The organism is Phocaeicola faecalis (assembly GCF_021730445.1).
Lineage (GTDB): Bacteria > Bacteroidota > Bacteroidia > Bacteroidales > Bacteroidaceae > Phocaeicola > Phocaeicola faecalis.
This window is the reverse complement of sequence record NZ_JADNRM010000025.1, coordinates 16,145-35,372: the sequence shown is the minus strand read 5'-3', so window position 1 is coordinate 35,372 and position 19,228 is coordinate 16,145. Positions and strand designations below refer to the sequence as shown.

Here is a 19,228-nt window from a genome sequence, read left to right as displayed (position 1 = left end):
TATTATGAAGAAAATGCTATTGTTCACCTTGTTGGTAGGTGGATTATGTACAACCACGCCCATAGTGCAGGCACAGGAACGTTTGCCCGAGTACTTACAGGCGGAGAAATTTACTCAGGAGAAACTGAATACCATGCTGTTCTCTACCGTAGTAGACCCGCATTGGTTTCAGAAAGGAAACAGCTTCTGGTTTCAGTATAAAACAAGTGAAGGTACTTTTTGGTATGTGGTAGACCCTTCGGCACGTAGTAAGAAGCAGCTTTTCGACCGTGATGAAATGGCCTCGCAACTGACCGAAATAGTAAAGGACCCTTTTGAAGCGCGCCATCTTCCCATTAAGAACTTGAAAGCTCAAGAAGACGGCCGTACTTTTACTTTTGAGGTAGTGTCTTCCCAGGATGCCAAACCCAAGAAAGAGGATAAGGAGAAAAAAGACAAAAAAGGTAAGACTGAAAAAGAAGTCTTTTATTTTTCTTATGATTATCCTACCCGTAAGCTCACTCATCTGAAAGATAAAGAAAAAGAACCCAAGAAAATCAGATGGGGGTCAATCTCTCCTGACGGAAAGACGGTGGTTTATGCCAAAGACCTGAATCTTTATCGCATGAGCCGTGAAGATTATGAGAAGGCAAAGAAGGATGAAAAGGACAGTACTATTGTCGAAATTCAACTGACTAAAGACGGTATGGAAGATTTTGGCTACGGTATTCCTTATAGCATGCTCAACACTGATACGCTGTGTAATGGTAAGCGTCGCAGGGTGTATGGGGTGTGGTCGCCCGACTCCCGTCATTTTGCAACGACTGTTTCCGACAATCGGGCCGTAAAAGAGTTGTGGGTGATTAACTCTATGGCACAACCGCGTCCTACGCTGGAAACCTATAAATATCAGATGCCCGGTGAAAAAGAAGCTCCGATAGATTATTTGTATTTGTTTGATATGAGTGACAACAGCCGGAAGGAAATAAAGGTGAGTGCTTATAAAGACCAGACTTTGGGACTCTCTTACAGTCCGTGGTTGCAGAAACAGCGTGACATGGAAGACCAGCCTTTGATTTGGTTGGGTGACAATAACCGTTTCTATCTTTCACGTAAAAGCCGTGACTTGCATCGGGTAGATATTTGTTCTTACACTGTAGGACAGGATTCTATTGTTCCTGTTATTGAAGAACGCATGAATACCTATCAGGAAACGCGTCCTTTGCATCTTTTGAACAATGGAAAGGAACTGATTCAGTGGAGTGAGCGCGACGGTTGGGCGCATCTTTATTTATATGATGACAAAGGTAATTTGAAAAACCGCATCACGAAGGGGCCTTGGCATGTGGAAGAAATATTGAAAGTAGACGATAAAGCGCGTGTCGTTTATTTCACGGCTAATGGTATGAATCCGAAAGAAAATCCATATTATGAACACTTGTATCGGGTGAATTTGGATGGTAGCGGACTGAAACAACTGTCGAAGGGAGATTATTTCCATCGTGTGGAAGTGGATGATGAGGCGCGTTTTGTGGTGGACAACTTTTCACGTGTCAACACAGTGCCTTGTGCCGACCTGCTGGATACAAACGGCAACAAGGTGATGACGATTCAGGAAAGTGATTTCTCGCAACTCTTTGCTGCCGGTTACAAGTTTCCGGAACCTTTTAAGGTGAAAGCAGCCGATGGGGTGACTGACCTTTATGGTGTGATGTATAAACCGTTTAATTTCGATTCTACAAAGGTATATCCTATTGTAGACTATGTTTATCCGGGTCCGCAGGTCGAAGGTACGGTTTATCCGTTTACCCGCATGACTCCGCGTACAGACCGATTGGCACAAGCCGGTTTTATTGTCATTTCGGTAGGGCAGCGTGGCGGACATCCAAGCCGTTCCAAGTGGTATCATAACTATGGATATGGCAATATGCGCGATTACCCCTTGGCCGACCACAAATATGCTATCGAGCAGTTGGCAATGCGTTATAATTATATAGATATAGATAAGGTGGGTATTCATGGACATTCAGGAGGCGGATTTATGAGTACGGCTGCCATGTGCCAATATCCGGACTTCTTTAAGGTTGCCGTTTCATGTGCCGGAAACCATGATAATAATATTTATAATCGTTGGTGGAGCGAAACACATCACGGAGTAAAGGAAGTGGTAAGCGAAAAGGGAGATACTACCTTTGTTTATAAGATATCGACCAATCCTCAGATTGCTAAACAGCTGAAAGGCAATTTACTGCTGATTCACGGTGACATTGATAACAATGTGCATCCGGGAAATACGCTCCGGGTAGTCGACGCACTAATCCGTGCCGGTAAACGCTTTGATATGCTGATTTTACCGCAACAACGCCACGGCTTCGGTGATATGAATGAATATTTCTATTGGAGACTGGTGGATTATTTCTCTGAACATCTGAAAGGAAAGAGTGAGAAGTTTGTGGATATTCCCAAACGCTAGTGAAGATTATACATGGGAGTGTGTCAAAACTAAACCGGCCTATCCAATTGTCAGCTGTAGGGGCAGGTTTGCCTGCCCGAATACACAAAGCAAACAGTTTTCGGGCGAGCAAACCTCGCCCCTACGAGCTAAACGACAGTATTATCCGTGTTTTGACACATCTCCATGAAAAAATATCTATTACAGCAGACCTGCAATATAAGCCTTCATTTCGGGCACGGCAGCTTTTGCTTCCAAATATAATTTATATTGGGCTTTTGTGCGTACCAAATTGTGACCTTCATACTTGGTTTGGTAATACGTATCACCGTTGATATAGTCGGCCAAGAAACGTACAGCCTGCATATATGGGAACAAAGTAGCTGCATAAGGCAACATCTCAACTTCAACCGGAGTCAGGAATGAACGGGCTGATTCGATGTATCCTTTGGCAAATGCCTTGAAAATTTCCATATTAAAACGGACATTGTTTAAATCCTTTTCGTCTTCCTTGCCTGTATTGGCTGCTGAACGCAGGAAGTCGCCGAAATCAGAGAAGATAAAGCTGGGCATTACAGTATCGAGGTCGATAACGCAAAGCACTTTACCGTTTTCATCAAATAACATGTTGCTGACTTTGGTATCACAGTGGCAGATGCGTTTCGGAAGTTTGCCTTCGCGGAACAACTGTTCAGCACTACACATTTCATTTGCATCTTTTTCAATGGCATCAACGATGTCCTGCACTTCGCTCAGTCTGCCTGCTGCATTGGCGGCAACAGCTTCGCGCAATTGTTTCATGCGGAACTCCATGTTGTGGAAATCAGGAATAATTTCACCTAACTGTTCGGGCACGTCGGCTAACATTGCTTGGAATTCACCGAATTTCAAACCTGCCAAATAAGAAGAGTCGGGAGTTACGGCTTCCAGCGTCTGCGAACGGGGAATGAACACTGATACGCGCCAGTAACCTTCGCCGTCATAATAAAATGTTTTTCCATCGGTAGCCGGAAGGAAACGGAGCACTTTGCGGTCGATGTCTGTTTCGCCCTGTGCTTCCAGTTTTTTACGGATGTGGCCTGTCACCACTTCGATGTTGTGCTGCAACATGTCGATGTCTGTAAATATCTGATGGTTGATACGCTGTAATACGTAGTCAGTTTCTTGAGAATCGACAGTTTTTACTAAATAAGTCTGGTTGATAAGCCCTGATGTCAGTGCTTTTACTTCTTTTACTTCGCCCACTTCGGGGAATTGCTTGATAATCTGATTGAGGTTTTCCATAGATTGTTATTGTAATAATTATGAATAATCAAGGGTTATGATGAGACAAAGATAGCTTCTTCTCCTTAAATAAGGAAAAGAAGCTATCACTATTTTATTATTTATTATAGGAATAGGCGTATTATTTCTTCAAATCGGTCTGGAACATACGGTCTGCACGTAGCAAATGACGCCAGCAGGATACCAATTCCTGTGATTCTTGTAGCACATTGAGGTATACCATAGAGGCTTTTACATTTACGTCGCGTTCCTGTATGCGGTCCATTTGCTCTTTGCGCAGGGTAGAAATCTTACTTTTCAGCAGAGAACCTTCGCGTAGCAGGGCATCGGTTTGGGTATAGTCCTTATTGGCTAGCACTTCTGTGGCGCGGGTCATCAGGGCGGTCATCTCGTTGCAGATGGGAATAAACTCGTTGGTGGCGCGTTCTGACAGCGGAGTGAACTTGTTGTCTACGTGCTCCTTGCATGGGTCGCAGATACGTTTCAGACAGTAGAGCATCTGTTCACAGCTATTACTACCCAAATGGAACCACGTGTTCTTCTCGATAGCGGTAAAGTTGTCAATGCGGCGCAAACCCAAGATTTCCTTGCGGCGTATTTTTTTCAGCATTTCTTTCTGGCTGTCGGTATTACTTACGGCTTTACGCAGCGCTTTCAGATTCTCATTGATGAATCCGTCGGTTATTTGACGGTAAGTTTCGTTGGTAAATGCCATTTCGGTCACTAGTGTATTGTTGACGTGCTGGCGGAGCAGTGTCCAACGTTCCTCTTTGTCTTTGCTGGCAATGAGGCGTGCGAATATATCGTCTTTGCCTTTATCTTTCTGTTTCTTGCTATAGTTGATATTACTGCGTACTAACAGGAATATGGCGAGTGCAATCAAAGCCAGCATAGCAAATGTGCCACCATAATACATAATGAGTGTAACTACAAAACAGATGGTGAAGGCAGCTCCGGCAGTGATGAACCATCCGCCGATAACGGAAAGAACGCCGGTGATGCGATAAACAGCACTGTCACGGCTCCATGCGCGGTCGGCCAATGAGCTACCCATGGCAACCATAAAGGTAACGTAAGTGGTGGAAAGGGGAAGTTTTAAAGAAGTTCCCACCGCGATGAGCAGACCGGCTAATACCAAATTGACAGAGGCACGTATCAAGTCGAATGCCGCACCGTTCTCCATAATCATCACATCCTTACTAAAACGGTTGTCGGCCCAGCGTTTCAAGTTGTCGGGCAATATCTTGGCAATATTTTCCGAAGCAGTCATGGTGGAGCGGACAATGCTACGTGCTACGGCTGATGAACCGAACATTTCGTCGCCTTCGTCCTGACGCGAAAGGTCTACTGATGTTTTTACTACATTTTGTGCTTTCTTCGAGGTAATCAGTGCGTACACCATGATGGCACCGGCCAGAAACAAGAATAAGAATGGAGTAGTGGCGGGGCCATTCAGCGAATCCATCAGATACCCCATCGGATTGCCGTTGCCATTGGCCATAAAGTCGGTATAAGCAGAGAAACCTGCCAAAGGCACACCAATGAAGTTGACCAGGTCATTGCCGGCAAAGGCCATGGCAAGGGCAAAAGTACCCAGCATAACGACTACCTTGAACACATTGATTTTACACCAGTGCAGCACTTGCATCAGAACGGTGAAGAACACAAAGCTGCAACTTACCAGCATCAGAGTGTTGTCTTGAATCCAGTGTTTGTTGTCGGGGGTCATAAAGGAAGAGTCTTTCAGTCCTTTTATCAGCATGAAATAGATAATGGCTGTTACGGCAACACCGCCAAACAGACCGATGGTGTATTTCAGTTTCTTGGTATAATTAAAAGTAAAGAGAAGGCGTGAGAGGTATTGCACCAATGTGCCGAAGAAGAAGGCTACGGCTACCGAGAGGAAAATACCCAAAATGACGGACAATGCTTTTTCCGTATTCAGCAGGTCGGCAAAGCCTAACATGCCGGTTTCGTCTCCCGCTATCTTGATGAGGGCCAAGACGAAAGTACCTCCCAACAATTCGAATACCATGGATACGGTAGTGGAGGTAGGCATTCCTAAAGAATTGAAAATGTCCAGCAGGACGACATCCGTCACCATGACGGCCAGGAAGATGCACATCAGTTCCTGAAAGTAGAATTGCTCCGGGCGGAAGATGCCGTGGCGCGCGATGTCCATCATTCCATTGCTCAGCGTAGCACCAATAAAGATACCGAGGGCGGCGATGACGATGATGGTCTTGAATGATGCGGCTTTGGCACCGATTGCGGAGTTCATGAAGTTCACTGCGTCGTTGCTGACGCCTACTACCAAATCGAATATGGCCAGCAGAAAGAGGAATACGACGATTCCCAAAAACATTGTTTCCATAAATTTTGTTCACTCTATTTTTAATGGGCGCAAAAGTAGGGGAGCCATGTTATGATGGAATGTCATACATGTTACATTTGTGTTACAATCCGAGTTTTAGGACAAATATGAGTCGATAAATAATATTTCACCTTTTTGTGTGGAAGATATAAACTGAAAATTCATACCTTTGTAGCCCAAATACTTAATCTATTAAAAATGTCAGAGGCTAAGAGAATAAAAACCGCATTGGTATCGGTTTATCACAAGGAAGGTTTGGACGAGATTATTACCAAACTACACGAAGAAGGAGTAGAGTTCCTCTCAACAGGCGGAACACGACAGTTTATTGAATCACTGGGCTTCCCGTGCAAAGCGGTAGAAGACCTGACTACTTATCCCTCTATTCTGGGCGGACGTGTAAAGACACTGCATCCGAAAGTTTTCGGAGGAATTCTGTGCCGTCGCGGTCTGGAACAGGATATGCAACAGATTGAGAAATATGAAATTCCCGAAATAGACTTGGTTATCGTTGATTTGTATCCGTTTGAGGCAACTGTTGCCAGCGGTGCCGAGGAACAGGCTATTATCGAGAAAATAGATATAGGCGGTATCTCATTGATACGTGCTGCTGCAAAGAACTTTAATGATGTGGTAATTATTGCTAGCCAGGCACAATACAAACCGTTCCGCGATATGTTGCTGGAACATGGCGCTACTACTTCAAAAGAAGAACGTCGTTGGTTTGCCAAGGAAGCGTTTGCCGTTTCATCTCATTATGATTCGGCTATCTTCAATTACTTTGACGGTGGCGAAGGCTCTGCTTTCCGTTGTGCGGTGGAAGATCAAAAGCAGCTTCGTTATGGTGAAAATCCGCATCAAAAAGGTTATTTCTATGGTAATTTGGACGCTATGTTTGACCAAATTCACGGAAAGGAAATCTCTTACAACAACTTGCTGGATATTAATGCCGCCGTTGATTTGATTGATGAATTCGATGAAATTACTTTTGCTATTCTGAAACATAACAATGCCTGCGGTCTGGCTTCACGTCCTACCGTTCTCGAAGCATGGAAGGATGCTTTGGCTGGCGATCCGGTTTCAGCTTTCGGTGGTGTATTGGTTACCAATGCAGTGATTGACAAGGAAACGGCGGAAGAAATCAACAAGCTTTTCTTTGAGGTTATCATAGCTCCCGATTATGATGTGGATGCATTGGAAATTCTGGGACAGAAGAAAAATCGCATTATCTTGGTACGCAAGGAAGCTAAGTTACCTAAGAAACAGTTCCGTTCTTTGTTGAACGGTGTGTTGGTTCAGGAGAGAGACTTGGATGTGGAAACTGCTGCCGATTTGAAACAGGTAAGCGAGAAAGCTCCGACGGCTGCCGAAGTGGAAGATATGCTGTTTGCCAACAAGATAGTGAAGAACAGTAAGAGCAATGCTATTGTTTTGGCTAAAAACAAACAATTGCTGGCAAGCGGTGTTGGACAGACTTCACGTGTGGATGCCCTGAAGCAAGCTATTGAAAAAGCCAAATCATTTGAATTTGACCTGCATGGCGCAGTAATGGCAAGTGATGCTTTCTTCCCCTTCCCCGATTGTGTGGAAATCGCCGACAAGGAAGGTGTGAAAGCTGTTATCCAGCCGGGAGGCTCTGTAAAAGACGAATTGACGTTCCAGTATTGCAATGAACATGGAGTAGCCATGGTCACTACCGGAATCCGTCATTTTAAACACTAATATAATAGTTTGAGAGGGTGTGTCAAAAGGAAGATAACTGATTCCGGCTTTGACACATCCTCCCATTGTACCTGTCAACTAAATAAAAATTATGGGATTATTCTCCTTTACACAAGAGATTGCGATGGACCTTGGCACTGCCAATACCATCATATTGAATAATGGAAAGATTGTAGTGGACGAACCTTCGGTCGTTGCACTCGACCGTCGCACTGACAAGATGATTGCCGTAGGCGAACGGGCTAAAATGATGTATGAGAAAGAGAACCCGAATATTCGCACAGTACGTCCTTTGCGTGATGGTGTGATTGCCGACTTTAACGCTTGCGAACAAATGATGCGCGGTTTGATTAAGAAGGTAAACATGGGTAATCGTTTCTTCTCTCCTTCATTACGTATGGTTATCGGTGTGCCTTCGGGAAGTACGGAAGTCGAGCTCCGTGCCGTTCGCGATAGTGCGGAGCATGCTGGCGGACGTGATGTCTATTTGATTTTTGAACCTATGGCTGCTGCTATCGGTATTGGTATCGATGTGGAAGCACCCGAAGGAAATATGATTGTCGATATAGGTGGAGGTTCTACCGAAATTGCTGTTATTTCATTGGGCGGCATCGTGTCGAACAACTCTATTCGTATTGCCGGTGATGACCTGACTGCCGATATTCAGGAATATATGAGCCGTCAGCATAATGTAAAGGTGAGTGAACGTATGGCGGAACGTATCAAAATCCATGTAGGTGCGGCATTGACTGATTTAGGCGATGATGCTCCCGAAGATTATATTGTCCGTGGTCCTAACCGTATTACTGCCCTTCCGATGGAAGTGCCTGTCAATTATCAGGAGGTGGCACATTGTTTGGAAAAGAGCATTGCCAAGATTGAAACAGCCATCCTGAGCGCATTGGAGCAGACTCCTCCAGAACTGTATGCCGATATCGTGTTGAATGGTATTTATCTGGCAGGGGGCGGTGCTTTATTACGTGGCTTGGACAAACGTCTTACCGACAAGATTAATATTCCGTTCCATATAGCCGAAGATCCTTTGCTGAGTGTTGCCAAAGGTACAGGCATTGCGCTGAAGAATGTAGACCGTTTCTCATTCTTGATGCGATAAGAGACTAATGAAGAAATAAAGATGAGAAATCTGCTGAATTTCTTTTTAAAGTACAATTACTGGTTCCTCTTTGTTTTACTGGAGGTAATCAGTTTTGCTTTATTATTCCGTTTCAACAGTTATCAGGGAAGTGCATTCTTTACCTCTGCCAATCGGCTTGCCGGTGCGGTGTATGATGCAGCCAATAATGTCACCGGATATTTTCATTTGAAAACCATCAATGATGAATTGGTACAAAAAAATGTAGAACTGGAACTGCAAGTGGAACGCCTCCGTGAAACCCTGACGGAAGCGACGGGAGACAGCAGTGGCATCGAACAGATGAAGCAGGAAGCCTTGCAGGAATATGACATCTTCAAGGCGAGTGTTATTAATAATAGCATTACCCATGCCGATAATTATATTACTATAAACAAGGGAACGGCAGACGGTGTGCGCAGTGAAATGGGTGTAGTGAACGGAAGTGGTGTGGTAGGTATTGTTTATCTTACCTCTTCTCATCACTCCATCGTTATTCCTGTTTTGAATTCGAAAAGCAGCATTAGCTGTAAAATCAAGAAGAGTGATTACTTCGGCTTCTTGAAATGGGACGGCGGCTCGTCTGAGTATGCTTATGTGAAAGATATGCCCCGTCATTCATTATTCTCTTTGGGAGATACCATTGTGACAAGCGGACACAGTGCCGTGTTTCCGTCAGGAATTCCGGTTGGGACGGTAGATGATATAGCCGATAGTCATGATGGCCTGTCTTACTTGTTGAGAGTTAAGCTATTTACTGATTTTGCTCGTCTGAATGACGTCCGTGTCATTGCGAAGAAAGGGCAGGAAGAACAGTTGGAGTTAGAGAAACAGGTTAAAACGAATAAGTAGAGTGGACTGATGATTACTTACTTGCAAAGAATAGAGTGGTTTGTCGGGCTGGTGCTGTTGCAAGTGCTGGTGTTAAATCGTATGCATATAAATGGATATGCCACTCCTTTCTTTTTTATTTATTTTATTTTGAAGTATAATTCGGGTGTGAGCCGTAATACATTGATGGTATGGTCATTCTTGCTCGGATTGTCTGTCGATATTTTCAGTAACACTCCCGGTATGAACGCTGCTGCAGCTACGGTACTGGCTTTTATGCGTGAGCCTATCCTCAGGCTGGTGACATTGCGTGACAGTGCCGAAGACTTTGAGCCGGGCGTTAAGAGTATGGGCATTTCTCCTTACTTCCGGTATATTCTGTTGTGTACGTTCCTGTTTTGTACCATCTTGCTGGTGATAGATACTTTCTCGTTCTTTAATCTGCCTGTATTATTATTGAAAATATTGACAGATGCCTCCATTACAATTGTTTGTATATTATGTGCAGAGGCAATAAGGAGGAAGAAATAAGTGGAAAGAGATTATAATCTGGAGAAGCGGAAATATGTGATTGGTGGGTCGGTCGTTGTTATTGTACTGATTTACCTGATACGTCTTTTCACTTTGCAGATTATGAGCGAAGACTATAAAAAGAATGCGGACAGCAATGCTTTTCTGAACAAGACACAATATCCTAGCCGCGGTGTGATGTATGACCGTAATGGGAAATTATTGGTTTACAACCAGCCGGCATACGATGTCACCATGGTGATGAAAGAAGTGGTAAATCTTGATACACTTGACTTGTGTCAGACCTTGAATATTACTCCGGAATACTTTAAAAGGCGTATTCGTGAAATAAGGGACCGTCGTTCTAATCCGGGGTATTCTCCTTATACTCATCAGGTTTTTATGACCCAGCTGTCTGCCGAAGAATGTGGAGTGTTTCAGGAAAAGCTGTTTAAATTTCCCGGCTTTTATATTCAAAGGCGCACCATTCGACAATATAATTATAATTCAGCCGCTCATGTTTTAGGTGACATTGCTGAAGTTTCCAAGCGGGATATAGAGGCGGATGATTATTATGTGCGTGGTGATTTTATCGGTAAACAGGGGGTGGAACGCTCTTACGAGAAACAGTTGCGTGGAGAAAAAGGAGTGGAAATACTGCTTCGGGATGCTCGCGGGCGTATTCAGGGACGTTATATGGACGGAAAATATGATAAGACTCCTGTGCCGGGCAAGAATTTGAAATTGGGAATTGATGTGGAGCTTCAGATGCTTGGCGAACGACTCTTGGAAGGGAAAATAGGAAGTATTGTCGCTATCGAACCCGAAACGGGGGAGATATTATGTATGGTGTCTTCACCCACTTTCGACCCTCGGCTGATGGTGGGACGCCAACGAGGAAAAAACCATTTGGATTTGGCGCGCGATAGTTGGAAACCTCTATTGAACCGTGCTATTATGGGACAGTTTCCGCCGGGGTCTACTTTTAAGACATCGCAGGCGCTCACTTTTCTTGAGGAAGGTATTATTGTACCCGAGACACCCTATTCCTGTTATCACGGATTTGTACACGCGGGTCTTCGTGTAGGTTGCCATGCCCACGGTTCTCCTTTGGCATTGGTTCCGGCTATTGCCACTTCGTGTAATGCTTATTTTTGTTGGGGACTGTATCACATGATAGGAGCCAAGAAGAAATACGGTTCGGTGCAGAAGGCGATGTCTACCTGGCGTGACTATATGGTTTCGATGGGGTTCGGATATCCGTTGGGTGTAGACCTTCCGGGAGAGAAGCGGGGAATGATTCCGAATGCTGAATATTATGACAAGAATTATCGGGGCTCTTGGAACGGACTGACTATCATCAGTATTGCCATCGGGCAGGGAGAGGTGACTTTGACTCCGTTGCAGATAGCCAATTTGGGAGCGACAATAGCCAATCGTGGCTACTATGTTACTCCTCATGTGGTGAAGGAGGTGGAAGATGAACCGTTGGATACGTTGTATAGCACGAAACATTATACGAAAGTGAGTGGCCGACACTATGAAACGGTGGTACAAGGTATGCGTGCGGCTGTATTGGGCGGTACATGTCGGGGAGCCAATATTCCCGGCATAGAAGTTTGCGGTAAAACCGGTACGGCACAAAACAGGGGTAAAGACCATTCTGTTTTTATGGGCTTTGCTCCGATGAATAATCCGAAGATAGCCATTGCGGTTTATGTGGAGAATGGAGGATTTGGTGCAGTATATGGAGTGCCTATCGGAGCACTGATGATGGAACAGTATTTGAAAGGAGGATTGTCGCCTGACAGTGAAGTGAAAGCGAATGATATACAAAACAGGAGGATAGATTATGGCATACACGAGCGATAACATGTTGAAATCGATAGACTGGATGACTATTTGTATCTATTTAGCATTGGTTATCTTCGGATGGTTCAGTGTATGCGGAGCTAGTTATGACTATGGTGAGATGGACTTCTTCAGCTTCGATACGCGTGCCGGCAAGCAGTTGGTGTGGATTTCCTGTTCATTGGGGTTGGGCTTTATTTTGTTGATGCTCGAAGACAAGCTTTATGATATGTTTGCCTATATCTTTTATGGGGCAATGATGTTGCTGTTGCTTGCCACTCCCTTCTTGGCGGAGGATACAAAAGGTTCCTATTCATGGATTAAGTTTGGTCCTGTCAGTTTGCAGCCGGCAGAGTTTGCTAAGTTTGCTACAGCCTTGGCTTTGGCTAAGTTTATGAACGTCTATGGGTTTACGATGAGTAAGCTGAAGTATTCTCTTCCGGTAGTGGGAATGATATTGTTGCCCATGCTGCTTATTGTATTACAGCGGGAAACGGGTTCTGCATTGGTCTATCTGGCATTTTTCTTTATGTTATACAGAGAAGGAATGCCCGGTTCCATTCTGTTTGCCGGAATTTGTGCCGTGGTTTATTTTGTAGTCGGTATCCGTTTCAGTCAGGAGATGATGGTGGATGACTGTACATCGGTTGGAGAGTTTTCGGTCTTGTTGCTGATAACCGTGCTGTCTGCTTTGCTGGTTAATTCTTATTGTAAAAAGAAGCCGGTGGTGTGGTATATTCTTGGTTTTGGTGCAGGAGGTACCTTACTGGCATTACTTTTTTCTTATTATGTGATTCCTTTTGATATTACGTGGTTCCAATACGGACTGTGTGTGGCATTGGTCTTCTACCTTATATTTCTTTCCATGCGCGAGCGTATGCGTAATTATTTCTATATTGCCCTGTTTGCCATTGGCTCTGTGGGTTTTCTTTTCTCTGCCGACTATGTGTTTGAGAATGTGCTCGAACCCCATCAACAAGTGCGTATCAAAGTGGTATTGGGAATGGAAGAGGACTTGGCTGGGGCAGGATATAATGTGAACCAAAGCAAGATTGCAATCGGTTCGGGCGGACTGTTGGGGAAGGGTTTTTTGAATGGAACACAGACAAAGTTGAAATATGTTCCCGAACAGGATACGGACTTTATTTTTTGTACGGTGGGTGAAGAGGAAGGCTTCTTGGGCTCTGCCGTTGTTTTACTGCTTTTTATGGCCTTAATTTTAAGGCTGATAGTGATTTCTGAAAGACAACATACACGTTTTGGGCGTGTATATGGTTACTCGGTGCTGAGCATTTTCCTGTTTCATCTCTTTATTAATATAGGAATGGTACTCGGATTAACGCCGGTGATTGGTATTCCATTGCCTTTCTTCAGTTATGGAGGTTCTTCTTTGTGGGGCTTTACCATCCTACTCTTTGTGTTCTTGCGCATTGACTCGGCACGAGGAAGCCATTAAGGTTTTTCCAAACGGATTCCGACATCACTGATTCCTTTCAGTGGATTGTCTGTCATGATATGAACGATACGGATACTTCTGGAAGCACTGTCTTGGGCGATTGTAAAAGAAGGAGTATAGAGTCGGGTGAATTGATACAATCCGCCGGGGCCGTCTCCGTTCCAGTTTCCCGTTTCGTCGGCAAGGAACAGTTGCAGCGTATCAGTGGAATAGGTGAGCGTGTCTTTTGCACTTTGACTGATACCCAGCCATAAATCACGATAAGGGTAGTTTTCCTGATGTCGGATACCGATAGTCATCTTATACGTTCCTGTGGGTATTGAGGTCGGGAGGGTGTAAACAAGGGTATCACCCTTACTCCATCCCATTGTGGGGATGGATTGGTAAGAGTGATAAACAGTATTGCTGTTACATGCGGCCAATAGCAGACATACCATCGGCAGGCAGGCTATTTTATTCTTTGTCGGCCACAGGAGCTTGCGGTTTGGGTTTGTCATTCGGAGTCTGGGCATTGTTACCGTTATTATTTCCGTTTTTATTGTTGGTGGGAGTGGTGTTCTCACCATTACCGGGACGTCGGTTGTTACGGTTGCGCTCACGTCCGTCCTCACGGTTACGTCTTCCTTCAGGTCTGTTTTCTTTGTTCTCACGCGGTGGTCTGCCTTCGCCTCTTGGCGGACGGCCGTCCCCTTTGGGAGGTCTATTTTCTGCTTTGGGAGGTCTGTTTTCTGCTTTTGGCGGACGACCTTCTCCCTTCGGCTGACTGTCTCTGGGCTGCTGCGGTTTGTTGCTGTTGGTAGCAGCACCTTCGTTATTGCCGTTGCTTTCTCCTTTCCTCTTTTTCTTGCGGTTGTTATTATTGCCTTTACGTTTGTCAAAACGAGTCAGGCTTTCCTGTTCCACTAAGTCGACAGGCTGTTGCGGCTCATTCTTTTTGGCTGCTTCCAGCAAGCTTTCCGGTTTTTCGCCACGTCTGTTCATATTTATGATTTCAAAGGCGCGTCGCGCGGGAATCGTCACGATATTTGCCATGAAGTTTTTATCAGTGGAGTAGGTGATGGTACCTTTCAGAATATCAGCCTTGAAGAAATAGAAAGTGCCGTCGATGGTTTCCAGTGTGATTTCCTTGCTTGGCAGGCGTTTCTGTGCTTCCACATAGGCATCTACTTCATAGTTGAGGCAGCACTTCAGCTTGGCGCATTGTCCTGCCAACTTCTGCGGGTTGAGTGAAATATCCTGATAGCGGGCGGCACTGGTGGAAACAGAGACAAAGTTTGTCATCCATGTAGCGCAACACAGTTCGCGGCCGCAGGGACCGATACCTCCGATGCGCCCGGCTTCCTGCCGTGCACCGATTTGTTTCATCTCGATGCGTACACGGAACGTCTCCGCCAATACCTTAATCAACTGGCGGAAGTCAACACGTTCGTCGGCAATGTAGTAGAAAATGGCTTTGTTGCCGTCTCCCTGATACTCCACATCACCAATCTTCATGTTCAGATTCAGATTAAGCGCGATTTGTCGCGAACGAATCATCGTATCATGTTCTTTGGCTTTCGCTTCTTCATATTTCTCCATATCCACCGGTTTCACTTTGCGGTAGATACGTTTGATTTCGACATCCGGTTTCAGGTTCGCCTTGCGCATTTGCAACGGAACAAGCCGTCCGGTCAGCGTCACTACTCCGATGTCATGTCCGGGACTTGCCTCTACAGCAACAATATCGCCTTTGTCCAGCTTCAACTTATTGCTGTTCTTGAAATATCCCTTGCGTGTATTCTTGAACTGAACTTCGACCATCTCCTGTTCCTCGGCGTTTCCGGGAATATCAGCCAGCCAGTCGTAGGTATTCAGTTGTTTATCCTGTCGTCCGCAGCCTTTGCAATACAAACAGCCGCTTCCGTTTTTCAATTTAAACTCATTATCCATAGTTGTTATATATATGTTATTTCTGCACCAGCAGCACAATCATTTTTAGCGAGAAATCAAAAAACACCATTTTGGCATTCACATTCTGCTCTATATGTTGCTGGGCTTCACTTAGTTCTTCCATAATTCCCATCACATTACGCTCATTGACAAACGGAGCGAAACGAGTGGAAAAGTTTTGTTCATCATTGCTCATATACACCAAGTCGTGTTGGCGGAAATTGAACATGAAGTTTTCACGTATCATGCGCTGGCAATAAGTAAGGAAGTTTTTCTGTCGTTCGCGTCCCATGCCTGCCACTCCTTCACTCCATCGTTTCATGTCGCGTATCTTTCGCTGATAGGACAGACGCATCAGACTGACAAACAGTTCGAAGAACAGTTTGTTTTCCTCGCTCAGGTGAATGGTTTCCAGTGCTTTCAGGAAATTACCTTCCGAGCGATGGGCAATATCATCGGCGTCTTGTGCCTGCAATCCGTATTTGCTTTGCAGCACTTTGGCTATCTCTGCTTCGTCGATACCGTGGATGTTGAACCGTTGCGTCCGGCTTTGAATCGTTTGCAAAAGCGCGTCCGGCTCTTCCGACACAAGGAGAAAAACGGTCTGCACCGGCGGCTCTTCCAACAGTTTGAGCAACTTGTTGCTACATTCCACATTCATCTTCTCGGGCAACCAGATAATCATTACCTTATAGCCTCCCTGACTGGATTTCAAACTGAGCTTGCGCATAATCTCGTCGCTCTCTTTAACAAAAATCTGTGCCTGTTGATTTTCAGCGCCCATTTCTTTTAACCAATGATTAAGACCGAAATAAGGGTTGTTCATCACAAACTGGCGCCATTCCGAGATGAAATCGTCGCACACCGTATCTTTTCCGGCTTTCTTCTTGATGACAGGGAAAACAAAATGAAAATCGGGATGTGCCAGTTTATTGAACTTGGCACAACTGGGACATACGCCGCAAGCGTCATGCTCTCCACGGTTCTCACAACAAATGTAACGGGCATAGGCTATTGCCAAAGGCAACTTTCCTGTGCCTTCGGGACCGCAAATCAGTTGTGCGTGGGGAATTCTTCCCTCCTTCACCTCGGCAATGAGCCGTTGTTTTGCTTCTTCCTGTCCTATTACATCTTTAAAAAACATCTGTCTATATTAATATATTACTTTTGCTACTTCTTTTACACTTTCTACGGCGCTTACCGTATAAAAATGGATACTCGGCACACCGTGTGCTATCAATTCGCGGCATTGGTGGATACACCATTCCACGCCAAGGGCACGCGCTTCTTCATCAGTCTCGCATTTCACGGCTTCCGAGGCCAATTCTTGCGGAAGATCAATCTTGAACGTTTTCGGTATCATACTCAATTGAGATAACTTACCGAAAGGTTTGATTCCCGGTATGATAGGTATGTTGATACCTTCCTTACGGACTCTTTCCACAAACTCAAAGTATTTACGGTTGTCATAAAACATTTGTGTTACGGCATATTCAGCACCGGCTTCCACTTTTTTCTTCAACCAATAAATATCCTGCTCTATGTTGGGCGATTCCTCGTGTTTCTCGGGGTAACAGGCCACTCCGTAGCTGAACGGTGTTCCTGTCGCTTTGATGGGAGAACCATCGACGAATACTCCCTTGTTGAAATCATTAATCTGCCCTTCCAGTTCCAGCGCATGACTGTATCCGTTTCCTTCGGGAACGAATGCAGACTCGTGCTTGGCTTTGTCACCACGCAATACCAACAGGTCGGTAATACCCAAGAACTGCAAATCCAGCAGCACATATTCCGTATCCTCACGAGTAAAGCCGCTACATAGGATATGCGGCACAGTTGTGATATTGTATTTATTTTGTAGTGCGGCGGCTACCGCAACCGTTCCGGGACGGCGACGCAACCGTGCGCGTTGGTAGAGACCATTTCCAAGGTCTTTATATACATATTCGCTGCGGTGGGTGGTGATGTTGATATATTTAGGATCAAATTCACGCAAAGTATCCACCGTCTTATAAAGCTTTTCAATGCCTGTCCCTTTCAGCGGGGGCAATATCTCAAAAGAAAAAGCCGTTTTATCGGTACTTTTTATTAAGTCAACTACTCTCATTCTTATATCTCGTCTCTTGTGCCTTCTCCGGCAAAATTACATATTTGGGCAAAAATAAGAAAAATATTGTAGTTTAAGGAGGTGAAAAGGGGATTTATTTTATCTCTGCCTTATAATAATGTGAAAACCATGTGGTAGGGAAAAAATCATCGGCACAGAACTGCAGTTTTCATGAGGGTAAACTAAAACCTTATCAGGTTGAAACGTTTCAACCTGATAAAACTGAATGAAACTATGGTTTGCTTAAAGGAACGGTGTAAACAGATTGGCAAACCAGCCTACAAAACGTTTCCAACCGGAGCGTTTTTTATATTCCTCTTTGGTGAGTAGTGTGCTGTCTTTCTTGTCGTTTTCAAACATGTTGCTCAATTCATGGGTTGTTCCTTTGTCAAAGATAAAAGCATTTACCTCGTAGTCGTAACGCAAACTCCGACTATTTAAATTGGTGCTGCCTACGGTACAGAACAAACTGTCTACCATCATGATTTTGGAATGGTGGAACCCTCCGTTGTAGATATAGATTTCGGCTCCTTTTTTTCTGAGCTTGTTTGAGGTATAGAATGCCGCATCAGGGGTAAAGGGAATATCTGATTTTCCCGGAATCATGATTTCCACTTCTACGCCACGTTTCAAAGCTCGCTTGATAGCTTTCTTTATGCTATGGGTAGGGGTGAAATAGGGATTCACGATTTGCACTTTATGTTGTGCGGCATCCAGCGACTTGACATACATGCGGCGCATTATTTTGGGAGTTTTCCGAGGTACCCGGTCGACTATCGCCACACTCTTGCCACTTGTGTCAATGGAATCGTTGCGCAAAGGATAATATGCCGGCCCTCCGATATGCTGTTTGGTACTTTTGTTCCACATGTTCAGGAAGATATCCTGAAGGTTATTAACGGCATCACCTTCGATGCGGACATGCATGTCCCTCCAATCGCCTATTTCGGGTAATCCTTTAATGTAATAATTGGCTATATTCATCCCTCCGGTATAGCCTACTTTGCCGTCTATTACTACTATTTTGCGATGGTCGCGATGAAGGGCGTGATTGATGTACGGAAACTTGAAAGGATCAAACTTCACAATCTCAATTCCCTTCTTGCGGATGGCTTTCAGATGCTTTTTCTTCAGGGGCTTGTTGTTCGACAGGTTGCCGAAAGCATCGAACATGGCTCGTACTTCCACTCCTTCTTTTGCCTTTTCGCCCAATAAGTCGAACAGAGCATTGGCAATTGAGTCATTGCGGAAGTTAAAGTATTCCAGATGGATGTGATGTTTGGCTTTCCTTATTTCTTCAAAGAGGTCGATAAATTTGGTACGTCCGCTTTTTAATAGTTTCAGTTGATTGTTTTGGGTGATGGGAATACCTGATTCTTTCAGGTAACTGATTACAATAGAATCGCTGCTTGCCTCTTGCGCACGGACTGTTCCGCAACAAGAAAGGGATAGTATGAAAAGAATTGTTAGATAAGTATGCCTGGCTATATTGATTTTCATTGCTTTTAAAATTAAGGTCGCAAAGGTATCTATTATTCTAAAGATGACCAAGATATCGGCATTATTTATACTTAAAAGCGTGAAATAGAACAGGCAAATCG

At 44.6% G+C, this 19,228-nt stretch carries 14 protein-coding genes; 7 read left to right on the top strand and 7 right to left on the bottom strand.

Features of this window, described 5'->3' with window-relative positions; translation table 11 throughout:
• Positions 1 to 4 precede the first annotated feature (4 nt).
• Complete coding sequence (locus IR173_RS16840) at positions 5 to 2,452, top strand: S9 family peptidase (RefSeq protein ID WP_237040678.1); 2,448 nt, start codon at positions 5 to 7, stop codon at positions 2,450 to 2,452.
• 180 nt (positions 2,453 to 2,632) lie between these two features.
• On the opposite strand, the gene IR173_RS16835 is transcribed toward IR173_RS16840, so the two are convergent.
• Together IR173_RS16835 and IR173_RS16830 are read right to left on the bottom strand one after the other, a co-directional pair.
• Positions 2,633 to 3,715, bottom strand: a complete 1,083-nt coding sequence (locus tag IR173_RS16835; protein ID WP_237040677.1) for a phosphotransferase enzyme family protein — start codon at positions 3,713 to 3,715, stop codon at positions 2,633 to 2,635.
• Positions 3,716 to 3,836: 121 nt separating this feature from the next.
• On the bottom strand, positions 3,837 to 6,089 hold the full coding sequence (locus IR173_RS16830) for an inorganic phosphate transporter (protein WP_237040676.1): 2,253 nt from the start codon (positions 6,087 to 6,089) through the stop codon (positions 3,837 to 3,839).
• A 198-nt stretch (positions 6,090 to 6,287) separates the two neighbouring features.
• Between IR173_RS16830 and purH the strand changes: the two genes are divergently transcribed.
• From purH to rodA, 6 genes are all read left to right on the top strand, one after another.
• Entirely contained in the window at positions 6,288 to 7,811 is a 1,524-nt protein-coding gene (gene purH, locus IR173_RS16825; protein WP_237040675.1) for a bifunctional phosphoribosylaminoimidazolecarboxamide formyltransferase/IMP cyclohydrolase, read from the top strand.
• Positions 7,812 to 7,902: 91 nt separating this feature from the next.
• Entirely contained in the window at positions 7,903 to 8,925 is a 1,023-nt protein-coding gene (locus IR173_RS16820; protein ID WP_005943232.1) for a rod shape-determining protein, read from the top strand.
• Between the two features lie 21 nt (positions 8,926 to 8,946).
• Positions 8,947 to 9,795, top strand: coding sequence for a rod shape-determining protein MreC (gene mreC, locus IR173_RS16815; protein ID WP_237040674.1), 849 nt, complete (start codon positions 8,947 to 8,949; stop codon positions 9,793 to 9,795).
• Between the two features lie 9 nt (positions 9,796 to 9,804).
• Positions 9,805 to 10,305, top strand: coding sequence for a rod shape-determining protein MreD (gene mreD, locus IR173_RS16810; RefSeq protein WP_237040673.1), 501 nt, complete (start codon positions 9,805 to 9,807; stop codon positions 10,303 to 10,305).
• A complete protein-coding gene (mrdA, locus tag IR173_RS16805) occupies positions 10,306 to 12,156 on the top strand; it encodes a penicillin-binding protein 2 (protein ID WP_237040672.1) in 1,851 nt (616 codons plus the stop codon).
• On the top strand, positions 12,137 to 13,591 hold the full coding sequence (gene rodA / locus IR173_RS16800) for a rod shape-determining protein RodA (RefSeq protein ID WP_237040671.1): 1,455 nt from the start codon (positions 12,137 to 12,139) through the stop codon (positions 13,589 to 13,591). The genes mrdA and rodA overlap by 20 nt, the downstream gene beginning before the upstream one ends.
• Here rodA and IR173_RS16795 read toward each other — a convergent pair.
• The 5 genes from IR173_RS16795 to cls form a co-directional block, all read right to left on the bottom strand.
• Positions 13,588 to 14,088 carry a gliding motility lipoprotein GldH gene (locus IR173_RS16795; RefSeq protein WP_237040670.1) on the bottom strand — a complete coding sequence of 167 codons (501 nt, stop codon included), beginning with the start codon at positions 14,086 to 14,088 and terminating at the stop codon, positions 13,588 to 13,590. The genes rodA and IR173_RS16795 overlap by 4 nt on opposite strands.
• The gene (gene ricT, locus IR173_RS16790; protein ID WP_237040669.1) at positions 14,045 to 15,520 is read right to left on the bottom strand and encodes a PSP1 domain-containing protein; all 1,476 of its coding nucleotides are present in this window, start codon (positions 15,518 to 15,520) and stop codon (positions 14,045 to 14,047) included. The genes IR173_RS16795 and ricT overlap by 44 nt, the downstream gene beginning before the upstream one ends.
• Positions 15,521 to 15,536: 16 nt before the next feature.
• A complete protein-coding gene (locus IR173_RS16785; protein WP_237040668.1) occupies positions 15,537 to 16,664 on the bottom strand; it encodes a DNA polymerase III subunit in 1,128 nt (375 codons plus the stop codon).
• A gap of 9 nt (positions 16,665 to 16,673) precedes the next feature.
• Positions 16,674 to 17,627, bottom strand: a complete 954-nt coding sequence (metF, locus tag IR173_RS16780) for a methylenetetrahydrofolate reductase [NAD(P)H] (protein WP_237040667.1) — start codon at positions 17,625 to 17,627, stop codon at positions 16,674 to 16,676.
• A gap of 243 nt (positions 17,628 to 17,870) precedes the next feature.
• Positions 17,871 to 19,127: a cardiolipin synthase gene (cls, locus tag IR173_RS16775; RefSeq protein ID WP_237040666.1), complete on the bottom strand. Its 1,257-nt coding sequence runs from the start codon at positions 19,125 to 19,127 to the stop codon at positions 17,871 to 17,873.
• Positions 19,128 to 19,228 lie beyond the last annotated feature (101 nt).